16 protein-coding genes are annotated in these 18,306 nt (G+C 65.1%); 12 read left to right on the top strand and 4 right to left on the bottom strand.

Annotated elements, in window-relative coordinates:
• Positions 1-76: 76 nt before the first annotated feature.
• Positions 77-472 carry a response regulator gene (locus tag WCE35_RS18345; RefSeq protein ID WP_424594747.1) on the bottom strand — a complete coding sequence of 132 codons (396 nt, stop codon included), beginning with the start codon at positions 470-472 and terminating at the stop codon, positions 77-79.
• Between the two features lie 198 nt (positions 473-670).
• On the opposite strand from WCE35_RS18345, the gene WCE35_RS18340 reads away from it, so the two are divergent.
• The 11 genes from WCE35_RS18340 (at position 671) to WCE35_RS18290 (ending at position 13,392) form a co-directional block, all read left to right on the top strand.
• Positions 671-1,642: a bifunctional riboflavin kinase/FAD synthetase gene (locus tag WCE35_RS18340; protein WP_424594746.1), complete on the top strand. Its 972-nt coding sequence runs from the start codon at positions 671-673 to the stop codon at positions 1,640-1,642.
• A 214-nt stretch (positions 1,643-1,856) separates the two neighbouring features.
• On the top strand, positions 1,857-5,252 hold the full coding sequence (gene ileS / locus WCE35_RS18335; RefSeq protein WP_424594745.1) for an isoleucine--tRNA ligase: 3,396 nt from the start codon (positions 1,857-1,859) through the stop codon (positions 5,250-5,252).
• A gap of 9 nt (positions 5,253-5,261) precedes the next feature.
• Positions 5,262-5,771 carry a signal peptidase II gene (lspA, locus tag WCE35_RS18330; RefSeq protein ID WP_424594744.1) on the top strand — a complete coding sequence of 170 codons (510 nt, stop codon included), beginning with the start codon at positions 5,262-5,264 and terminating at the stop codon, positions 5,769-5,771.
• A 103-nt stretch (positions 5,772-5,874) separates the two neighbouring features.
• Positions 5,875-6,603 carry a hypothetical protein gene (locus WCE35_RS18325; RefSeq protein ID WP_424594743.1) on the top strand — a complete coding sequence of 243 codons (729 nt, stop codon included), beginning with the start codon at positions 5,875-5,877 and terminating at the stop codon, positions 6,601-6,603.
• 144 nt (positions 6,604-6,747) lie between these two features.
• Positions 6,748-8,136 carry a M16 family metallopeptidase gene (locus WCE35_RS18320; RefSeq protein WP_424594742.1) on the top strand — a complete coding sequence of 463 codons (1,389 nt, stop codon included), beginning with the start codon at positions 6,748-6,750 and terminating at the stop codon, positions 8,134-8,136.
• Entirely contained in the window at positions 8,133-9,503 is a 1,371-nt protein-coding gene (locus WCE35_RS18315; protein ID WP_424594741.1) for a M16 family metallopeptidase, read from the top strand. Before WCE35_RS18320 ends, WCE35_RS18315 begins: the two co-directional genes overlap by 4 nt.
• Positions 9,504-9,727: 224 nt before the next feature.
• A complete protein-coding gene (gene arfB, locus WCE35_RS18310) occupies positions 9,728-10,144 on the top strand; it encodes an alternative ribosome rescue aminoacyl-tRNA hydrolase ArfB (RefSeq protein ID WP_424594740.1) in 417 nt (138 codons plus the stop codon).
• A gap of 329 nt (positions 10,145-10,473) precedes the next feature.
• Positions 10,474-10,794 (top strand): c-type cytochrome, encoded by a 321-nt coding sequence (locus tag WCE35_RS18305; RefSeq protein WP_424594748.1) that lies wholly within the window; start codon positions 10,474-10,476, stop codon positions 10,792-10,794.
• A complete protein-coding gene (locus tag WCE35_RS18300) occupies positions 10,795-11,190 on the top strand; it encodes a VOC family protein (protein ID WP_424594739.1) in 396 nt (131 codons plus the stop codon).
• A 33-nt stretch (positions 11,191-11,223) separates the two neighbouring features.
• Entirely contained in the window at positions 11,224-11,772 is a 549-nt protein-coding gene (locus tag WCE35_RS18295; RefSeq protein WP_424594738.1) for a gluconate 2-dehydrogenase subunit 3 family protein, read from the top strand.
• 51 nt (positions 11,773-11,823) lie between these two features.
• Positions 11,824-13,392, top strand: coding sequence for a GMC family oxidoreductase (locus WCE35_RS18290; RefSeq protein WP_424594737.1), 1,569 nt, complete (start codon positions 11,824-11,826; stop codon positions 13,390-13,392).
• A gap of 85 nt (positions 13,393-13,477) precedes the next feature.
• Here WCE35_RS18290 and WCE35_RS18285 read toward each other — a convergent pair whose 3' ends face one another.
• Positions 13,478-13,795, bottom strand: coding sequence for a ribbon-helix-helix domain-containing protein (locus WCE35_RS18285; RefSeq protein ID WP_424594736.1), 318 nt, complete (start codon positions 13,793-13,795; stop codon positions 13,478-13,480).
• 253 nt (positions 13,796-14,048) lie between these two features.
• Here WCE35_RS18285 and mutL point away from each other — a divergent pair, with 253 nt between their 5' ends.
• On the top strand, positions 14,049-15,860 hold the full coding sequence (mutL, locus tag WCE35_RS18280; protein WP_424594735.1) for a DNA mismatch repair endonuclease MutL: 1,812 nt from the start codon (positions 14,049-14,051) through the stop codon (positions 15,858-15,860).
• A 348-nt stretch (positions 15,861-16,208) separates the two neighbouring features.
• Here the strand turns inward: mutL and rsmD are convergent, their stop codons facing one another.
• Both rsmD and WCE35_RS18270 read right to left on the bottom strand, forming a co-directional pair.
• Complete coding sequence (gene rsmD, locus WCE35_RS18275) at positions 16,209-16,769, bottom strand: 16S rRNA (guanine(966)-N(2))-methyltransferase RsmD (protein ID WP_424594734.1); 561 nt, start codon at positions 16,767-16,769, stop codon at positions 16,209-16,211.
• Between the two features lie 6 nt (positions 16,770-16,775).
• Positions 16,776-18,306: pseudouridine synthase (locus tag WCE35_RS18270; RefSeq protein WP_424594733.1), on the bottom strand; the 1,531-nt coding region annotated here is incomplete at its 5' end.

The raw sequence follows: 18,306 nt of genomic DNA, 5'->3' as shown, positions 1-18,306 counted from the left end.
CCCCTCATCCGCCCGGCTTCGCTGCGCTTCGCCGGACGACCTCTCCCCGCAAGCGGGGCGAGGTAAGAAAAAAGCCCTACGCCGTCGCCATGTCCGGGAAGACCGCCTCGATCTTGGTCTTCAGCGTGGCGGCGTTGAACGGCTTGACGATGTAATTGTTGACGCCGGCCTTCTTGGCGGCGATCACGTTCTCGGTCTTGGATTCCGCCGTGATCATGATGAAAGGCGTGGTGGCGAGATTCGGATCGGCGCGGACTTCCTTGAGCAGGTCATAGCCCGTCATCGGCTCCATGTTCCAGTCGGAGATCACGAGCCCGTATTTCTTGCCGCGCATCTTGTTCAGCGCCGCCGAGCCGTCGCTGGCATCGTCGATATTGTCGAAGCCGAGCTGCTTCAGAAGATTTCGGATGATGCGGATCATGGTGCTGTAGTCATCGACCACCAGAACCGACATCGACAGATCAACCGCCATCTTCACTCCTCCCCGCACAACGCTGACGCCACAAAACCGACGGGCCTCTGCGACCCGCAGTCCGCCAACCACTAGCATCAGGCGTTAAACAGCCCGTTAACCCCGTGGCCGCCGCATGGAAGCCGGCCTCCCGCTTGACTTCGCCGTCGCGGCCAAGTCACGGTCCGGCCGCATCCATCGAGACCAAGATTTTCCGAAATGACGACTGGCTTTACCGTTATCCGCGACACCACCCCCGCGGCCGCGATCCCCAAGGGGGCGGTGGTGGCGATGGGCAATTTCGACGGCGTCCATCTCGGCCACCGCGCCGTCATCGCGGCCGCCCTGCGGATGGGCCGGGTCCATGGCAAGCCGGCGCTGGCGGTGACATTCGAGCCGCATCCGCGCAGCTTTTTCAGCCCGAACAGCCCGCAATTCCGTCTCTCCGACGCGATCGGCAAGCTGCGGCTTCTGGCCGGAACGGGCCTCGCAGGCGCCGTGGTCATGACCTTCGACAAGACCCGCGCCGGGACCAGCGCGCAGGATTTCATTCACCATGACCTGATCGAGCGGCTCGGCATCAGCGGGATCGCGGTCGGCTATGACTTTCATTTCGGCAAAGGCAGGGTCGGCTCGCCGAGCCTGCTGGTCAGCGAGGCGCCCCGTCTCGGCATCGAGGTCGACGTTCAGGCCCATGTCGATATCGAGGAGCGGCCGGTGTCCTCCAGCGCCATCCGCATGGCGCTGGCGGAGGGTCAGATCGCGGCCGCCACCGCCATGCTGGGCGGCCCGTGGTTCGTGACCGGCACGGTGATCCATGGCGACAAGCGCGGCCGCGATCTCGGCTATCCGACCGCCAATATCCGGCTCGACAGGAATTGCGGCCTGAAGCACGGCATCTATGCGGTGCGGGTCGGCCGCGGTACCGAGCGCATCGATGGCGTCGCCAGCTTTGGCCGCCGCCCGACCTTCGACAATGGCGCGCCGCTGCTGGAAGTGTTTTTGTTCGACTTCAAGGGCGATCTGTACGGCGCGATGCTCGACATCGCCTTCATCGAATTCATCCGCGACGAATTGAAGTTCGGCTCCATCGAGGCGCTGGTGCGCCAGATGGACGACGACAGCGCCCGCGCCCGTGCCGCGCTGGCGGCAGCGCCCGATGCGTTTCCAAGGCTCGGGGCGATCGACTGAACCCATAGCGGGGCTTTGCGATTCCCCGGCTGGCTGCTATGGAATGCCCCATGTTTGCGCGGCGCACCATCAGCATTAGCGGCCCGGCTTCCGCCTGAGCTTCGGCCGGCCCGGCTTCCGCCTGAGCTTCGGCTCGGCGCAAGACCGGGATTTTCCTCGTTCACCCGCGAATGAAGCGCGTATCTCGCGCCCCTCCGAGCCAGACCAGAGCCTTATGTCCGAAAAACCGCAAAAACCCGACGCCACCGATTATTCCAAAACCCTGTTCCTGCCGCGGACTGAATTCCCGATGCGCGCCGGGCTGCCGCAGCGCGAGCCGGAAATCCTGAAATACTGGAACGCGATCGGCCTCTATGGCCGCTTGCGGGAAGCCGCGCGCGGCCGTGCCAAATTCGTCCTCCATGACGGCCCGCCCTACGCCAACGGCAACATCCATATCGGGCATTCCCTGAACAAGATCCTCAAGGATGTCGTGACCAGGAGCCAGCAGATGCTGGGCTTCGATTCCAATTATGTGCCGGGCTGGGACTGCCACGGCCTGCCGATCGAATGGAAGATCGAGGAGGAGAACTACCGCTCCAGGGGCAGGCCGAAGCCGGATTTCCGCGACTCCACCGCGATGGTGGCGTTCCGGAAGGAATGCCGCGCCTATGCGACACACTGGTTGAACGTGCAGCGCGAGGAATTCAAGCGGCTCGGCATCATCGGCGACTGGGATCATCCCTACGCGACCATGAGCTATCCGGCCGAAGCCCAGATCGCACGCGAGCTGATGAAATTCGCCGCCAACGGCCTGCTCTATCGCGGCTCCAAGCCGGTGATGTGGAGCGTGGTCGAAAAGACTGCGCTGGCGGAAGCCGAGGTGGAGTACGAGGATTACACCTCGGACATGGTGTGGGTGAAGTTTCCGGTGACGTCACCGGCGCATGGCGCGCTGGCCAATGCCAGCGTCGTGATCTGGACCACGACGCCGTGGACGCTGCCCGGCAACCGCGCCATCAGCTTTTCACCGAAGATCGCCTACGGACTCTATCGGGTCACCGATGCGCCCGCCGATAATTGGGCCAAAACCGGCGATCTCCTGATCCTGGCCGATGCGCTCGCGGAAAGCGTGTTCCGGCAGGCGCGGGTCACGGCATATGAAAAAGTACGCGACTTGCCAGCCGATACCCTTGACGCGGTGGAATGCGCCCATCCGCTGAAAGGTTTTTCCGACGGGTACGAATTCACCGTCCCGCTTCTGGCAGGCGAGCACGTCACCGACGATACCGGCACCGGCTTTGTCCACACCGCGCCCGGCCACGGCCGCGAGGATTTTGATGTCTGGACGGCGAATGCGCGCGAACTGGAGGCGCGCGGCATCAACACCACCATCCCCTACACCGTGGACGAGAACGGCGCCTTCACCGATCACGCGCCGGGTTTCACCGGAAAGCGCGTCATCAACGACAAGGGCGAGAAGGGCAACGCCAACGAGGCGGTGATCAAGGCCCTGATCGAGGCCGGCATGCTGCTGGCGCGCGGGCGGCTGAAGCATCAGTATCCGCATTCCTGGCGCTCGAAGAAGCCGGTGATCTTCCGCAACACGCCGCAATGGTTCATCGCGATGGACAAACCCATTGTGGACGCGCCGGGCAAGCCCGGAGCGATGGACATTGCAATCGACGGGAAGACAAGGCCCGGCGATACGCTGCGCGCCCGCGCGCTGCATGCGATCTCGGTGACGCAATGGGTGCCGCCGGCGGGACAGAACCGCATCAACGGCATGATCGCGGGCCGCCCGGACTGGGTGATCTCGCGCCAGCGCGCCTGGGGCGTGCCGATCGCCGTGTTCGTGCGCGAAAAGGCCGACGGCTCGGCTGAGATCCTGCAGGACGAGGCCGTCAACAGCCGCATCGCCGATGCCTTCGAACAGGAAGGCGCCGACGCCTGGTACATGGACGGCGCGCGCGAGCGCTTTCTTGGGCACCGCGCCAACGAGGAATGGAACAAGGTCGACGACATCTGCGACGTCTGGTTCGATTCCGGCTCCACCCATGCCTTCGTGCTGGACGATCCCGTGCATTTCCCGGGGCTGGCCGGCATCAGGCGCAAGGTCGATGGCGGCACCGATACCGTGATGTATCTGGAAGGAAGCGACCAGCATCGCGGCTGGTTTCATTCCTCGCTGCTGGAAAGCTGCGGCACCCGCGGCCGCGCGCCCTATGACGTGGTGCTGACCCACGGCTTCACGCTCGACGAGAACGGCCGCAAGATGTCAAAGTCGCTCGGCAACACCGTCGAGCCGCAACAGGTGATGGCGCAGTCGGGCGCCGATATATTGCGGCTGTGGGTCTGCGCCACCGACTATGCCGACGACCAGCGCATCGGCCCCGAGATCCTCAAAAACACCATCGAGACCTATCGCAAGCTGCGCAACTCGATCCGCTGGATGCTCGGCACGCTGCATCACCTCACACCGGGCGATACCGTCGCGCCCGCTGACATGCCCGAGCTGGAACGGCTGATGCTGCACGAACTCGCACGGCAATCCGCCATCGTGCGCCAGGCTTATGCGGAATTCGACTACAAGACGGTGGTCGCGAGCCTGTCGGCCTTCATGAACACCGAACTGTCGGCGTTCTATTTCGACATCCGCAAGGACACGCTCTACTGCGACGCGCCGTCCTCGCTCGCGCGCAAGGCGGCGCTGACCACGATCGATATGCTGTGCGATGCGATCCTGCGCTGGCTGGCGCCGGTGCTGAGCTTCACCTGCGACGAGGCATGGCGAATGTACAAGCCCGACGCCGAGCCATCGGTGCACCTGACGCTGTTTCCGCGAGGTCTGGAAAGATTCCACGACGACCGGCTTGCCGCGAAATGGGAAACCATCCGCCAGGTTCGCCGCGTCGTGACCGGCGCGCTCGAACTCGAACGCGCCGCCAAGAATATCGGCTCGTCGCTGGAGGCCTCGCCGCTGGTCTATGTGTCGGACAACAACATCTTCGACACGCTGTTCGACGTCGATCTGGCCGAGATCTGCATCACCTCGAACGCGATGGTGACCAATGACGACGCGCCGGCCACGGCGTTCAGGCTCGGCGACGTCGAGGGCGTGGCGGTGGTGGTAGAAAAAGCCGTCGGTACCAAATGCGCGCGATCCTGGAAGATCCTGCCGACCGTGGGCGAAGATGCCGAATATCCCGACGTCTCGCCGCGCGACGCCCAGGCGCTGCGCGAATGGAAGGCGCTGGACGGAGGATCCGCCGTGCAGATGCCTCCAGTTTCGATGCCGGAGAAAACGGTTGATACCCCTGTCGCTGCAACGGAAGCTTCGGAAAAGCCGGAGATCGAAACGAGGCCGATCGAGGCCGCTCCCGCGAAGAAAAGCCCTTCCAGAAGGAAAACCGGAAAGACATCCCGCAAAGGCAAAAAGTCGTCCGGGACGTCCGTCTCTGACGGCCGCGTGAAGAAGAAGCTTGCGAAAAAGAAAGCAGCCAGGAAGGCGACCCCTCCGACGAGCGCCAAAAAGAAAGCAGCAAAAAAGACAACGAAGAAAAAGGCCGCCGAAAAGCCGGGAAAAAAACCCGCAAGAAAAGCCAAAAAGAAAAACAACAAGGCCAAATAATTGTCGGGCATGGAACGCTTTCGCAGCTCCCACCTCCGCGCCGGAATGATCGCAGGGATCGTGACGCTTGCGATCGACCAGGCCTCCAAGCTCTGGCTATTGTTCGTGTTCGACATCGCCGGTCGCGGCAAGGTCGAGGTCACGCCGTTTTTCGACCTGGTACTGGCCTGGAATGTCGGGATCAGTTTCGGCTGGTTCCAGAGCGAGAGCCCGGCCGCCCAGATGGCGCTGATGGCGGTCAAGGCGGCCGCCGTGCTGGTTCTGGCGATCTGGATGGCGCGGTCGCGGACCCTGCTGGCCACGCTGGCACTGGGCCTGATCATCGGCGGCGCGATCGGCAACGCCATCGATCGCTTCGCCTATGGCGCGGTGGTCGATTTCGCCCTGTTCCACGTCCAGATCGGCGGGAAAACCCTCAATTGGTACGTGTTTAACCTGGCGGATGTGGCCATTGTTGCCGGGGTTGCGGCCCTATTGTATGATTCCTTCAGCGGGGTAGCCGCCGCAAAAGCGCCCTGATCCCGGCCGATACGAAGCCGTAAAATGGTATGTTGCTTGCCGGAAGGGCATCGCGCTTTCAGACGGCGTGCGCCTTTCGGAAATTTGAGACAGGAACAGCGTAATGCCCGACACCGAAGCCAGCGGCCGGAGTGTGCAGGACCCCTCGCCGGCCCTTTCGAAAACGCTGACGCGCGGCCTGCGTCTGGCCGTCGTCGGTCTCGGCATTGGCCTTGTCATGGCCGCCGGCCCGGTGCGTGCCGCCGACGATGAGGATGAGGACGACAAGACCTTCGAGGAAAAGATCATCGATGGCATCATGCGCGGCATCGGCGGCACCAACATGGAAAACCGCGGCATCGAGTATCGCGAACGCTCCCCGCTGGTGGTGCCTCCCAAGATCGACCTGCCGCCGCCGGCCGCCGCCGCGGCCGAAGTGAAGGCGCCGAACTGGCCCAAGGATCCCGACGAAGCGCGCCGCAAGGCGGCGATCGCAGCCAGGAAGAAGAGCGACAAGCCAAGCCCGACTGAAGCCGCCCGCCTGCTCACGCCGAGCGAACTCAACGTCGGCCGGACCGCCGCTCCCGCCCGCACCAGCAACGATCCGCTCCAGCCGGGCGTCAGCAACAGTCCGATGCTGAGCCCGTCCCAGCTCGGGTTCGAGGGCAACCTGTTCGGCCTGTTCAAGGGCAACAAGGCCGAGTCGGCGGAGTTCAAGGGCGAGCCGCCGCGGCAGTCGCTGGTCGAGCCGCCGTCCGGATACCAGACGCCCTCGCCGAACTATGCCTACGGCACCGGGCCGGCCGAATCGCTGAACAAGCAATACGACATCATGTCCGGCAAGGAGCGCTGACGCCGACATCCGCGCCGCCTCCTCGCCGTGAGGGCCAGCCAGACGCTTTTCTCTCTGCTTCGTGACGGCCAGCGTGACCCGCGCGCTGTATGATGCCGCATTGCCATTTCGGATGCTCTCGTTCGGGCTCTCACAAGGATCAAGATGTCCTCGCACCGCCTAGCTGTTGCTCTCCTCGCCGCACTCGTCCCGGCGCTTGCGCTCCCGACCGGCGGCGTGCGCGCACAGACCACGGTCACCTCGGAACGCCCCGCCAGCTTTACCCTCGGTAACGGGCTGCAGGTGGTGGTGATCCCCGATCACCGCACCCCGGTGGTGACGCAGATGATCTGGTACAAGGTCGGCTCCGCCGACGAGACGCCGGGCAAGTCGGGACTGGCGCATTTTCTCGAGCATTTGATGTTCAAGGGCACCAGCCAGCATCCCGCCGGCGAATTCTCCCAGACCGTACTGCGGATCGGCGGCAACGAGAACGCCTTCACCTCGGTCGACTACACCGGCTACTTCCAGCGCGTGCCGCGCGAGCAGCTCGGCACCATGATGGAGTTCGAGGCCGACCGCATGACCGGCCTCATCCTCAAGGACGAGAACGTGCTGCCCGAGCGCGACGTCGTGCTCGAGGAGTTCAACATGCGGGTCGCCAACAATCCGGACGCGCGGCTGACCGAGCAGATCATGGCGGCGCTGTATCTCAATCACCCCTATGGCCGCCCGGTGATCGGCTGGCGCCAGGAGATCGAGAAGCTCGACCGCGAGGATGCGCTGGCGTTCTACCGGCGTTTCTACGCGCCGAACAACGCGATCCTGATCATTGCCGGCGACGTCGACGCCAGCGACATCCGCCCGGTGGTGGAGCGGACCTTCGGCGAAATCCCGGCGCAGCCCGCCATCCCCGTGAAGCGCGTCCGTCCGCAGGAGCCGGTACCGGCGGCGCCGCGCACCGTGACGCTATCCGATCCGCGCGTCGAACAGCCCGGCTGGCGGCGCTACTACCTCGTTCCGTCCGCCCCCACGGCCGCGGCGGGCGAAAGCCCGGCGCTCGACGTGCTCGCGCAGTTGATGGGCGGCGGCGCCAACTCCTACCTTTATCGCGCGCTGGTGATCGACCGCCCGCTCGCGATCAGCGCCGGCGCCGGCTATCAGGGCACCTCGCTCGATCCATCGCAATTCTCGATCTCGGTTACGCCAAAACCCGGCGTGGAGTTTTCGCAACTGGAGCAGGTGATCGACAAGGTGATCGCCGATGTGGCGCAAAACAGCGCCCGCGCCGAGGATCTCGAACGGGTCAAGACGCAACTGATCGCGGAGGCGATCTACGCCCAGGACAATCAGGCGACCTTGGCGCGCTGGTATGGCGGCGCGCTGACCACGGGGCTCGGCATCGACGACATCAGAAGCTGGCCGGACCGGATTCGCGCGGTGACCGCCGAACAGGTCCGCGACGCCGCGCAGAAATGGCTCGACAAGAAGCGTTCGGTGACCGGCTACCTGGTCAAGGATACGACGCCGAAACCCGAGGAGAAGCGCTCGTGAACCATCTCTTGACCCGCGCACGGCGCATCGCATCGCTCGCCGTCGCCTGCGCGGCGCTGACCTCGCTGGCATCGACGCCATCGCAGGCGGCCGCGAAAATCCAGCGCCTGGTCTCGCCCGGCGGCATCGAGGCCTGGTTCGTGCAGGACGCCACCGTGCCGCTGATCGCGATGGAATATGCCTTCGGCGGCGGCGCGAGCCAGGATCCGGCGGGCAAGCCCGGCGTCGGCAACATGGTCGCCGATCTGCTTGATGAAGGCTCCGGCGATCTCGATTCCAGGACCTTCCACGAACGCCTCGACCGCCGCGCGATCGAACTGAGCTTCTCGTCGGCGCGGGATTATTTCCGCGGCAGCCTGCGGATGCTCAAGGACAACAAGGACGAAGCCTTCGACCTGCTGCGGATGGCGCTGACCTCGGCGCATTTCGACCCGACCGACGTCGAACGGATTCGTGCGCAGATGGTTTCCGGCCTGCGCCGCGACTCGACCAGCCCGACCGCGCTTGCCGGCCGGAAATTCCTCGAAGTCGCCTTCGGCGGCGATCATCCCTATGGCCGGCCATCGACCGGCACCCTGGACAGCGTGCCGAAGATCGACGTCGCCGATCTCAAGGATTATGTCCGCCGCGTGATCGCCAAGGATACGCTGCGGGTCGCCGTGGTCGGCGATGTCGATGCCGACACGCTCGGCAAACTGCTCGACAAGACGTTTGGCAGCCTGCCCGCCAAAGCCAACCTTGCCGCGGTCGCCGAAGTCGCGGCCGCCAAGCCGCCGCAGCGCGCCTTCATTCCGCTCGACGTGCCGCAGACCGTGGTGACGTTCGGCGGCCCGGGCATCCGCCGCCACGATCCGGACTTCATGGCCGGTTTTGTCGTGAACCACATCCTCGGCGGCGGGTCGTCGTCCCGGCTCTATCGCGAGGTCCGCGAGAAGCGCGGTCTCGCCTATTCGGTCTATGAAACCCTCATGTGGATGGACCGCTCCGCGCTGTTTATCGGCAACACCGGCACCCGCGCCGACCGCGCCGGCGAAACCGTCGATGCGATCGAGCAGGAAATCCGCCGCATCGCCGAGGAAGGCCCGACCCAGAAAGAGCTGGACGAGGCCAAATCCTACCTGAAGGGCTCGCAGATGCTGGCGCTCGATACCTCCTCGAAGCTTGCCCAGGCCCTGCTGCAATACCAGCTCGACAGGCTGCCGATCGACTATATCGAGAAGCGCAACGCCATCATCGACGCGGTGACGCTCAACGACGCTAAAAAGGCCGCGCAACGGCTGTGGGGCCAGGGCCTGCTCACCGTGATCGTCGGCCGCGCCCCGCAGGCCGCCGCCCAGCCCGCCGCGGCGCCGCCGACCGCGAATTAGAACCAGGTTCGTGTCCCGGACGCGGTGCAGCGCCTCTTTTGGCGGTGCACCGCAGAGCCGGGATCCACCTTCTATCGCGCGGCCATCGACCCCGGATCAGCAGCTCACCACGCCGCGAAGAGCGGCGCGCTGCGCTGCATCCGGGGCACGTATCCCCCGTCCTTCAGCCTCACCCGCAAAACCGCTATCCTGGGGTCGCCGATTCTCATTCCTCCGGTGATGCCATGCTGCGGGTTGGCCGCGACCTCACGATCGACGAGAACGATATCGAGATCGGCTTCGTCCGCGCCTCCGGTCCGGGCGGCCAGAATGTCAACAAGCTTGCGACCGCGGCTCAACTGCGTTTCGACACCCGGAAGATCTCGCTTCCCGACGACGCCGTGGCGCGGCTCAACCGGCTGGCCGGCCAGCGCATGACCAAGGACGGCGTGATCGTGATCCACGCCCAGCGCTTCCGCACCCAGGAGCGCAACCGCGCCGATGCCATCGACCGCCTGCTCGGACTGCTGCGCGAGGCAGCGATCAGACCGACGCCGCGCCGGCCGACCAAGCCGACCTTCGGATCGAAGCAGCGGCGGCTGGAAGGCAAGAAGCGCCGCGGCGACGTCAAGGCGAAGCGCGGAAGTCGCTTCGACGATTGAGGGTCTGCCGTGGGCAGCCGGCGGAATTCTGTCGACCAGACACCACAACTCGTTCGATTCCAGCAAGATAACCCGGATGCTCAGGTCCGATAGCGCCGCCCGGCGGGGATTTCGGGTCGCGGGCCGCCGGCTTTTTCAGCCATCTATTGGCCAGCCGCCCGCCGCTTTTGTTCTGCGCTGAAACAGCCCGCTACTACCACCGCCTGTTTGCCGCGACCTAATCTCTGTGCATGCTGACGGTGACACCGATGACCAGGCTGCGCGTGACACAGGCAATCGGGCTGGGATTTTGCGGTGCGTTGCTCATCGTGAAGGCGGCCGACGCGCAAATGCCGCTGCCGGCCGCAAAACCGCCGGATGGCGCGACGCTTTACAAGCAGCAATGCGGGACGTGCCATACCACCGATCCGGCCGAGCCTGTCCGTCAAGGGCCGTCGCTGGCCGGGATCGTCGGCCGGCCGGCCGGCAAGGCGGACGGCTTCCGCTATTCACCGGGCTTTGCGAAGGCCGACTTCGTCTGGGACGATGCCAGGCTGGACGCCTGGCTGTCCAACCCGCAGGAGATCATCCCCGGCGCCGTGATGGCCTACCGGCAGTCGAAGCCGGAGACCCGCGCCGCCATCATCGCCTACCTCAGGGAATTGAACTGAATGGCAAAACCCGTTCACTCGATGATCCGCGTGCTCGACGAGGCGAAGTCGCTGGATTTTTACGCCCGCGCCTTCGGGCTCGAAGTCGCCGATCATCTCAAATTCGACGATTTCGCGCTGATCTATCTGCGTCATCCCTCCTCGCCATTCGAGGTCGAGCTCACCGTCAATTTCGATCGCAAGGAGCCCTATTCGCTCGGCGACGGCTACGGCCATCTCGCCGTCATCGTCGATGATGTCGATGCCGAACACGCAAGATTCGAGCGGGAAAAACTGTCGCCGGGGGCGCTGCGCGACTTCAAGCATGACGGCAAGACGCTGGCGCGTTTTTTCTTCGTGGCCGACCCCGATGGTTACAAGATCGAGGTGATCCAGAAGGGCGGCCGCTTCGGTTAATCGCAATCAACAAACGTTCAATGGAGGACAGCCATGAGAGAAGTCGATCGTCGAAGCAAATTTAATCGCCGAACCTTTCTCCAGGGCGCGGCAACCGCGGTTCCGACGGTTGCGATCGCGACAGGCGCGGGGCTGGGGATCGAGGACGCCTGGGCCGATGACGCCGCGGCGCTCTCGCCGGCAACGCTGAAGACACTGGTGAAAGTCGCACGCGATATCTATCCGCACGATTTCCTGGGCGACAGCTACTACATCACCGCGGTCAAGCCCTGGGACGGCAAGGCGGCGAAAGACCCGGCCACAAAAGCGCTGATCAACGACGGCGTGACCAGGCTCGATCAGGATGCCAACGACCGTCACAAGGTTCCCTACGCGCAGGTGCCGTGGGAAGCCGATCGCGTCGCGCTGCTGCAGCGCATCGAGCAGACCGCGTTCTTCCAGAAGATCCGCGGCGATCTGGTGGTGTCGCTCTACAACCAGAAAGAGCTGTGGCCGAAGTTCGGCTACGAAGGCTCCTCGGCCGAATATGGCGGCTACATCAAGCGCGGCTTCGCCGATATCGACTGGCTCCCCAAGGTCTAGGGCCTCCAGAGGCTTGCGAGTTGGGCAACGAAACGGTGAGGAGGAATTCCAATGGCTAAATTCGATCTGAATGACAGCGGTGTGGTCGTGATCGTGGGCTCCGGCGCCGGCGGCGGAACGCTTGGCAACGAGCTCGCGCAGAAGGGCGTCAAGGTCGTCATCCTGGAAGCCGGCGCGCGCGTCGAGAATCAGGACTTCATCAATGACGAATGGGAGAGCTTCACCCAGCTCGCCTGGACCGACATGCGCACGACGTCGGGAAGCTGGCGCGTCGCCAGGGACTTCGCCAATCTTCCGGCCTGGATCGTCAAGGCGGTCGGCGGTTCGACGACGCACTGGGCCGGCGCATCGCTGCGCTTCGACGAGCACGAGTTCAGGATCAAGAGCACCTATGGCGGCATGCCCGGCGCCAACCTTTTGGACTGGCCGATCACGCTCGCCGAGATGGAGCCGTGGTACGCCAAGGCCGAAGACAAGATGGGCGTGACCCGAACCAACGGCATCCCCGGCCTGCCCGGCAACAACAATTTCAAGGTGCTGGAAGCCGGCGCCAGGAAGCTCGGCTACAAGACCGTGCACACCGGCAACATGGCCATCAACTCCGAGCCGCGCGACGGACGCGGCGCCTGCCAGCAGATCGGCTTCTGCTTCCAGGGCTGCAAGTCGGGGGCGAAGTGGTCGACGCTCTACGCCGAAATCCCCAAGGGCGAAGCGACCGGGAATCTCGAGGTGCGTCCCAACAGCATGGCGGTCAAGATCGAGCACGACGCATCGGGCAAGGTCACCGGCGTCGTCTACGCCGACGCGGCCGGCGCCATGCAACGCCAGAAGGCGCGGGTGGTCGCGGTCGCCGGCAATTCGATCGAGAGTCCGCGTTTGCTGCTCAACAGCGCCTCCAGCACGTTCCCGGACGGTCTTGCCAATTCGTCCGGGCAGGTCGGCCGCAACTACATGCGGCACATGACCGGCAGCGTCTATGCGGCGTTCGAAAAATCCGTGCACATGTATCGCGGCACCACCATGGCCGGCATCATCCGCGACGAGGCCAAGAACGACCCGAAGCGCGGCTTCGTCGGCGGCTACGAAATGGAGACGCTGTCGGTCGGCGTGCCCTTCATGGCGGCGTTCCTGAACCCGGGCGGGTGGGGACGGCCGTTCTCGAGCGCGATGGAAGCCTATCCGCGGATGGCCGGCATGTGGCTGGTCGGCGAGGACATGCCGCAGGAAACCAACCGCATCACGCTCGATCCGAAAGCCAAGGACAAATACGGCATGCCGGTCGCGAGCGTGCATTTCGACGACCACCCCAACGACGTCGCGATGCGCGATCATGCCTACAAGCAGGGCGCCGCGGTCTATGATGCCGTCGGCGCCACCGTGACCTATCCGACGCCGCCCTACCCCAGCACCCACAACATGGGCACCAATCGCATGAGCGAGAAGCCCAGGGATGGCGTGGTGAACAAGTTCGGCCAGACCCACGACATCAAGAACCTGTTCGTGTCCGACGGCAGCCAGTTCACCAGCGGCGCGGCCTGCAACCCGACCCTGACGATCGTTTCACTGGCGATCCGCCAGGCGGACCATATCGCAGGTGCGATGCAGAGGAAGGAAATCTGACCGTCTTCAAAAAATGCGGCTCCGTCCAGCACCGGACGGAGCCGCTTTTGTTCGATATCAGCAGGGATTTTTCCGAAGCCGGAATCTATTCGGCCGCGTCGAGAATTGGCGCTGCGTCGCTACGGAAGTTCGGAACGGCGGCGATGCTCCTGGAACGGTAAATCAGACAGGAACAGCGCAGCAGCGATGCGAAGTTATTCACCTCGCCATGGTGATCGAGAACTTCGCGATGCAGCGTGGTCAGGAACTTCGCGAGACTCATCTCCTCCTTCGCCGCGATCTCCTCCAGCGTGTCCCAGAACGCCATTTCCAGCCGGATCGAGGTGCCTTGGCCATCGATCCGCAGCGATCGGGTCTGCGATTCATAGTCGCGTTCAGGCTGGTGCGCGAACAAATGGCACATGGTATTCCTCCCGTGATGTTCTCGTTTTGGGCGACGATATACCCGCCGGCCCGGCCTAACAATTGCAATTCGGGGGGTAGCGGGGGGTAACCCATGCGGTCAGGCCACTCGCGCAATCGACGCTGAACATCAATGTCTTCAGCATGATAGACGTGCGCCTTCCCGATCATGAAAAGCTTTGCGTTTTCGGACCATGCATTTGTCGTCATACGGCCTAGAATGGAACGCATCTCGAATCGATCCCTGAAAGCCCATGCCGGTCCGCCAGCTCCCCGAACAGGTCGTCAACCGCATCGCCGCCGGCGAAGTGGTCGAACGTCCCGCGAGCGTGGTCAAGGAACTGGTCGAGAACGCCATCGATGCCGGCGCCAGCCGGGTCGACATCTTCACCGATGGCGGCGGGCGGCGGCGCATCGGCGTCACCGACGACGGCAGCGGCATGACCTCCGGCGATCTGGCGCTATCGGTCGATCGTCATGCCACCTCCAAGCTCGACGACGAGGATCTGCTGCGCATCCGCACGCTGGGATTCCGTGGCGAGGCGCTGCCCTCGATCGGCGCGGTCGCCAAACTCGGCATCACCACCCGCCATGGCGGCGAGCCGCATGCATGGTCGCTGTCGGTCGAAGGCGGCCGGAAGTCACCGATCATGCCGGCCGCGCTCGGCCAGGGCACGCGCGTCGAGGTCGGCGATCTCTTTTACGCCACGCCGGCGCGGCTGAAATTCCTCAAGACCGACCGCACCGAAGCCGAGGCGATCCGCGAAGTGGTGCGCCGGCTCGCCATGGCGCGGCCCGACATCGCCTTCACGCTGGCCGGCGAGGAGCGCGCGCCCGTCACCTGGACCGCGGCGCTGCCGGGCGCCGCCGGACGGCTGACGCGGCTCGGCGATATCCTGGGTTCTGACTTTCGTTCCAGCGCCATCGAGGTGCGGGCCGAGCGCGAGGGCGTCGTGGTCGAAGGCTTTGCCGCCGCGCCGTCGCTGACCCGCGCGAACGCGCTCGGCCAGTATCTGTTCGTCAATGGCCGGCCGGTGCGCGACAAGCTCATTCTCGGCGCGGTGCGCGCGGCCTATGCCGATTATCTGCCGCGCGACCGTCATCCCGTGGTGGCGCTGTTCGTCACGCTGGAGCCGCAGGAGGTCGACGCCAACGTGCATCCGGCCAAGACCGAGGTGCGGTTCCGCAACGCCGGCCTGGTCCGCGCCCTGATCGTGCACGCGTTGAAGGACGGGCTCGCCCGCGAAGGCCGGCGCACCGCGGCCAATACCGACGGCGCGGCCATATCGGCGTTCCGCACTTCCTTCGCGCCCCGCCCCGGCAATTGGGACTGGCGGCGCTCGCCGGCGTTTCCGGCAGGTCCGCTGCCGGCCTTCGAAGGCGCAGCGGCGCCGGCCTTCGCCGAACCGGGCCAGGCCGCGTTCGATGTCGGCGCGCCGACGGCTGACGTGCGCTTTCAGGAAGCACCAACCGCCGATTGGCTCGATCGCCCGCTTGGCGCGGCGCGGACGCAGATCCATGCGACCTATATCGTGTCGCAGACCCGCGACGGCCTGATCGTGGTCGACCAGCACGCCGCGCATGAGCGCATCGTCTATGAGAAACTGAAAGCCTCGCTGTCGCGCAACGGCGTGCAGCGGCAGATCCTGTTGATTCCCGACATCGTCGAACTCGACGAGGCCACGGTGGAGAAGCTGATCGCGCGTGCCGACGAACTGGGGTCGTTCGGGCTCGCGATCGAATCCTTTGGCCCCGGCGCGGTGGCGGTGCGGGAGACGCCGTCGCTGCTCGGCAAGACCGATGCCGCAGGCCTGCTGCGCGACCTCGCCGAACATATGGCGGAATGGGACGAGGCGTTGCCGCTGGAACGCCGGCTGATGCATGTCGCGGCCACCATGGCCTGCCACGGCTCGGTTCGCGCCGGCCGCCGCCTCAAGCCCGAAGAGATGAACGCGCTACTCCGCGAGATGGAAGACACGCCGAATTCCGGCCAGTGCAACCACGGCCGCCCGACCTATGTGGAATTGAAGCTGTCGGACATCGAGAAGCTGTTCGGGAGAAGGTGATGGTGCCTGCACATTTCAGGCTGTCATCGTCCGCGAAGGCGGACGATCCAGCGATTTCGTAGAGTGGGCAAAGGCGCCCTTGCGCCGTGCCCACCATCACGCGAATTCGCTGCGTTGGTGGGCACGCTTTCGCTCTGCGAAAGGGTAATCCTCGAGCCATCGTCATTCCGGGGCGCGCCCCTTCGCGCGAGCCCGGAATCCATAACCCCAAATGTCAGTTGGCAGAGGATTATCAGAGGCAGCCGTGGTTATGGATTCCGGGCTCGGCGCTGCGCGCCGCCCCGGAATGACGGGGATAGTTCACGATTGTGTATTGATCAATTCCGTCCACATGACCGATTTACCCACCTACAGATTCCCCGCCTTTAAAAACACGAACTCCGTATCGTCGTAAACGCGCCGCTCCAGCTCCTCGAAACCTTCCGGCGCAGCGAAGGCCGCGGCCTCGGCTTCCTCCACCACCAGCAGCGCACCCGGCGTCAGCCAGCCGCCATCGCGCAACGAGATCAGCGCCTTTTCGCCGAGCCCCTTGCCGTAGGGTGGATCGAGAAACACCAGCGAGAACGGCTCGAGCGGATGCGCCGGGCCGAGATTGGTGGCGTCGCGGCGATAGACCTTTGTGACGCCGCCGAGGCCGAGCGCCTCGACATTGTTGCGCAACAGCGCGCGGGCCTCCGCGCCGTTGTCGACGAACAGCGTGAACTCCGCGCCGCGCGAGATGGCTTCGATGCCGAGCGCGCCGGTGCCGGCGAACAGGTCGAGCACGCGCGCGTCTTGAATCGGATCGTCATAGCCATGGACCAGGATGTTGAACACGGATTCGCGCAAACGGTCGGCGGTCGGACGGATCTCGCGCGACGACGGCGAGGCGAGGCTGCGGCCCTTCAATCGTCCGCCGACGACGCGCATTAGCTGTTACTCGTCCCGCGGCTTCAGATCACGCTTGCCGTGGTAGCCGCGCTGTGGGCGGCGTGGCGGGCCGTAGCCATTGGCCTCGGCCTCGTTGCGCGCGCGGGCTTCCTCGCTGCCGGTACGCTGCACCAGCACGCGGCGGCCCTTGCGGTCGGCGATCAGGCCGCTCTTGCCGGCCGGCTTGAACGGTTTTTTGCCACGCGCCGGCTCGGCCGTTTCGGGCTCGGGTTCGCCCGGCATCGGCCGGTTGAAATCCGCGCCGGCGAGCATTGCGATCTTTTCGCCGAGCTGCTCGCGCAGCACGCGGGTCTTGACCTCCTCGACCTCGCCCTCAGTGAGTTCCCCCAGCTGGAACGGACCGTAGGACACCCGGATCAGCCGGTTCACCTCGAGGCCGAGATGCGCCATCACGTTGCGGACCTCGCGATTCTTGCCCTCGCGGATCGCAAACACCAGCCAGACATTGGCGCCCTGGTCGCGCTCCAGGGTCGCATCGATCGAACCGTATCTGACGCCGTCGACCTCGACGCCCTTTTTCAGCTCATCGAGCTGGGCCTGCGTCACCTCGCCATGGGCGCGGACGCGATAGCGCCGCAGCCAGCCGGTGTCGGGCAGTTCCAGCGCACGCGCCAGGCCGCCATCATTGGTCAAGAGCAAGAGGCCCTCGGTGTTGAAATCGAGCCGGCCGACGCTGATCAGCCGCGGCAGGCCTTCCGGCAGATTGTCGAACACGGTCGGCCGCCCCTCGGGGTCGGCGTGCGTGGTCATCAGGCCGCGCGGCTTGTGGAACATGAACAGCCGCGTGCGCTCGCGCGGCGGCAATGGCTTGCCGTCGACGGTGATGACATCGTTTTCGGTGACGTCGAGCGCCGGAGAATTGATCACGCGGCCGTTGACGCTGACGCGGCCCTGCACGATCCATTCCTCGGCGTCGCGGCGCGAGGCCAGTCCCGCGCGCGACACCACCTTGGCGATGCGCTCGCCGGATTTCTTTTGCCGTGGCGGACGTGGCGGACGCCGCTCGTCATCGGTGCGCTCGCGATAGGCGCCGCGGCCGCCGAACGCCGGACGTTTCGCAAATACCTTGCTGTCGTCCTCATTGTCGCGGCGCGGGCGGTCGAAGTTTGGACGATCGCGAGATGGACGATCGCCAGTGGGACGATCGTCGCGTGCACGCGAGAAACGCGGACGCTCGTCGCCGCCCCGATCGTCGCGGGGTTTGTCGTAACGCGGCTTGTCGAACTTCGGCCGGTTGAAATCGCGCGCGCCGTCGCGGGAGGGGCGCGGACTACGATCCGCGCGGTCAGGCGCGCCGGCGTCGCGCTTCTGCCACGGCTTGGAGTCGCCGCGGGACGGACGGTCGCCGAAATCCTTGCGCGGGCCACGGTCGGCCCGGTCGCCCTTGCGATCCCCGCGGTCGCCCTTGCGATCCGCCCGGTCGCCCTTGCGATCCGGCGCGCCACGGGAGAATTTCCGGTCGCCGCCAAATTTTCGCTCCGGCTGGTCGCCATCGCGCGAAGGTCGCGGATTGTAC

It is taken from the genome of Bradyrhizobium sp. (genome assembly GCF_049691595.1).
Lineage (GTDB): Bacteria > Pseudomonadota > Alphaproteobacteria > Rhizobiales > Xanthobacteraceae > Bradyrhizobium.
The sequence above is the reverse complement of the archived record's forward strand: the minus strand, read 5'-3'. Positions and strand labels throughout refer to the sequence as shown.

Coding starts and splice junctions, on each gene's coding strand:
- WCE35_RS18345 (WP_424594747.1), bottom strand. CDS start 472: ATGGCGGTTGATCTGTCGATGTCGGTTCTGGTGGTCGATGACTACAGC.
- WCE35_RS18340 (WP_424594746.1), top strand. CDS start 671: ATGACGACTGGCTTTACCGTTATCCGCGACACCACCCCCGCGGCCGCG.
- ileS (WP_424594745.1), top strand. CDS start 1,857: ATGTCCGAAAAACCGCAAAAACCCGACGCCACCGATTATTCCAAAACC.
- lspA (WP_424594744.1), top strand. CDS start 5,262: ATGGAACGCTTTCGCAGCTCCCACCTCCGCGCCGGAATGATCGCAGGG.
- WCE35_RS18325 (WP_424594743.1), top strand. CDS start 5,875: ATGCCCGACACCGAAGCCAGCGGCCGGAGTGTGCAGGACCCCTCGCCG.
- WCE35_RS18320 (WP_424594742.1), top strand. CDS start 6,748: ATGTCCTCGCACCGCCTAGCTGTTGCTCTCCTCGCCGCACTCGTCCCG.
- arfB (WP_424594740.1), top strand. CDS start 9,728: ATGCTGCGGGTTGGCCGCGACCTCACGATCGACGAGAACGATATCGAG.
- WCE35_RS18305 (WP_424594748.1), top strand. CDS start 10,474: ATGCCGCTGCCGGCCGCAAAACCGCCGGATGGCGCGACGCTTTACAAG.
- WCE35_RS18300 (WP_424594739.1), top strand. CDS start 10,795: ATGGCAAAACCCGTTCACTCGATGATCCGCGTGCTCGACGAGGCGAAG.
- WCE35_RS18295 (WP_424594738.1), top strand. CDS start 11,224: ATGAGAGAAGTCGATCGTCGAAGCAAATTTAATCGCCGAACCTTTCTC.
- WCE35_RS18290 (WP_424594737.1), top strand. CDS start 11,824: ATGGCTAAATTCGATCTGAATGACAGCGGTGTGGTCGTGATCGTGGGC.
- WCE35_RS18285 (WP_424594736.1), bottom strand. CDS start 13,795: ATGTGCCATTTGTTCGCGCACCAGCCTGAACGCGACTATGAATCGCAG.
- mutL (WP_424594735.1), top strand. CDS start 14,049: ATGCCGGTCCGCCAGCTCCCCGAACAGGTCGTCAACCGCATCGCCGCC.
- rsmD (WP_424594734.1), bottom strand. CDS start 16,769: ATGCGCGTCGTCGGCGGACGATTGAAGGGCCGCAGCCTCGCCTCGCCG.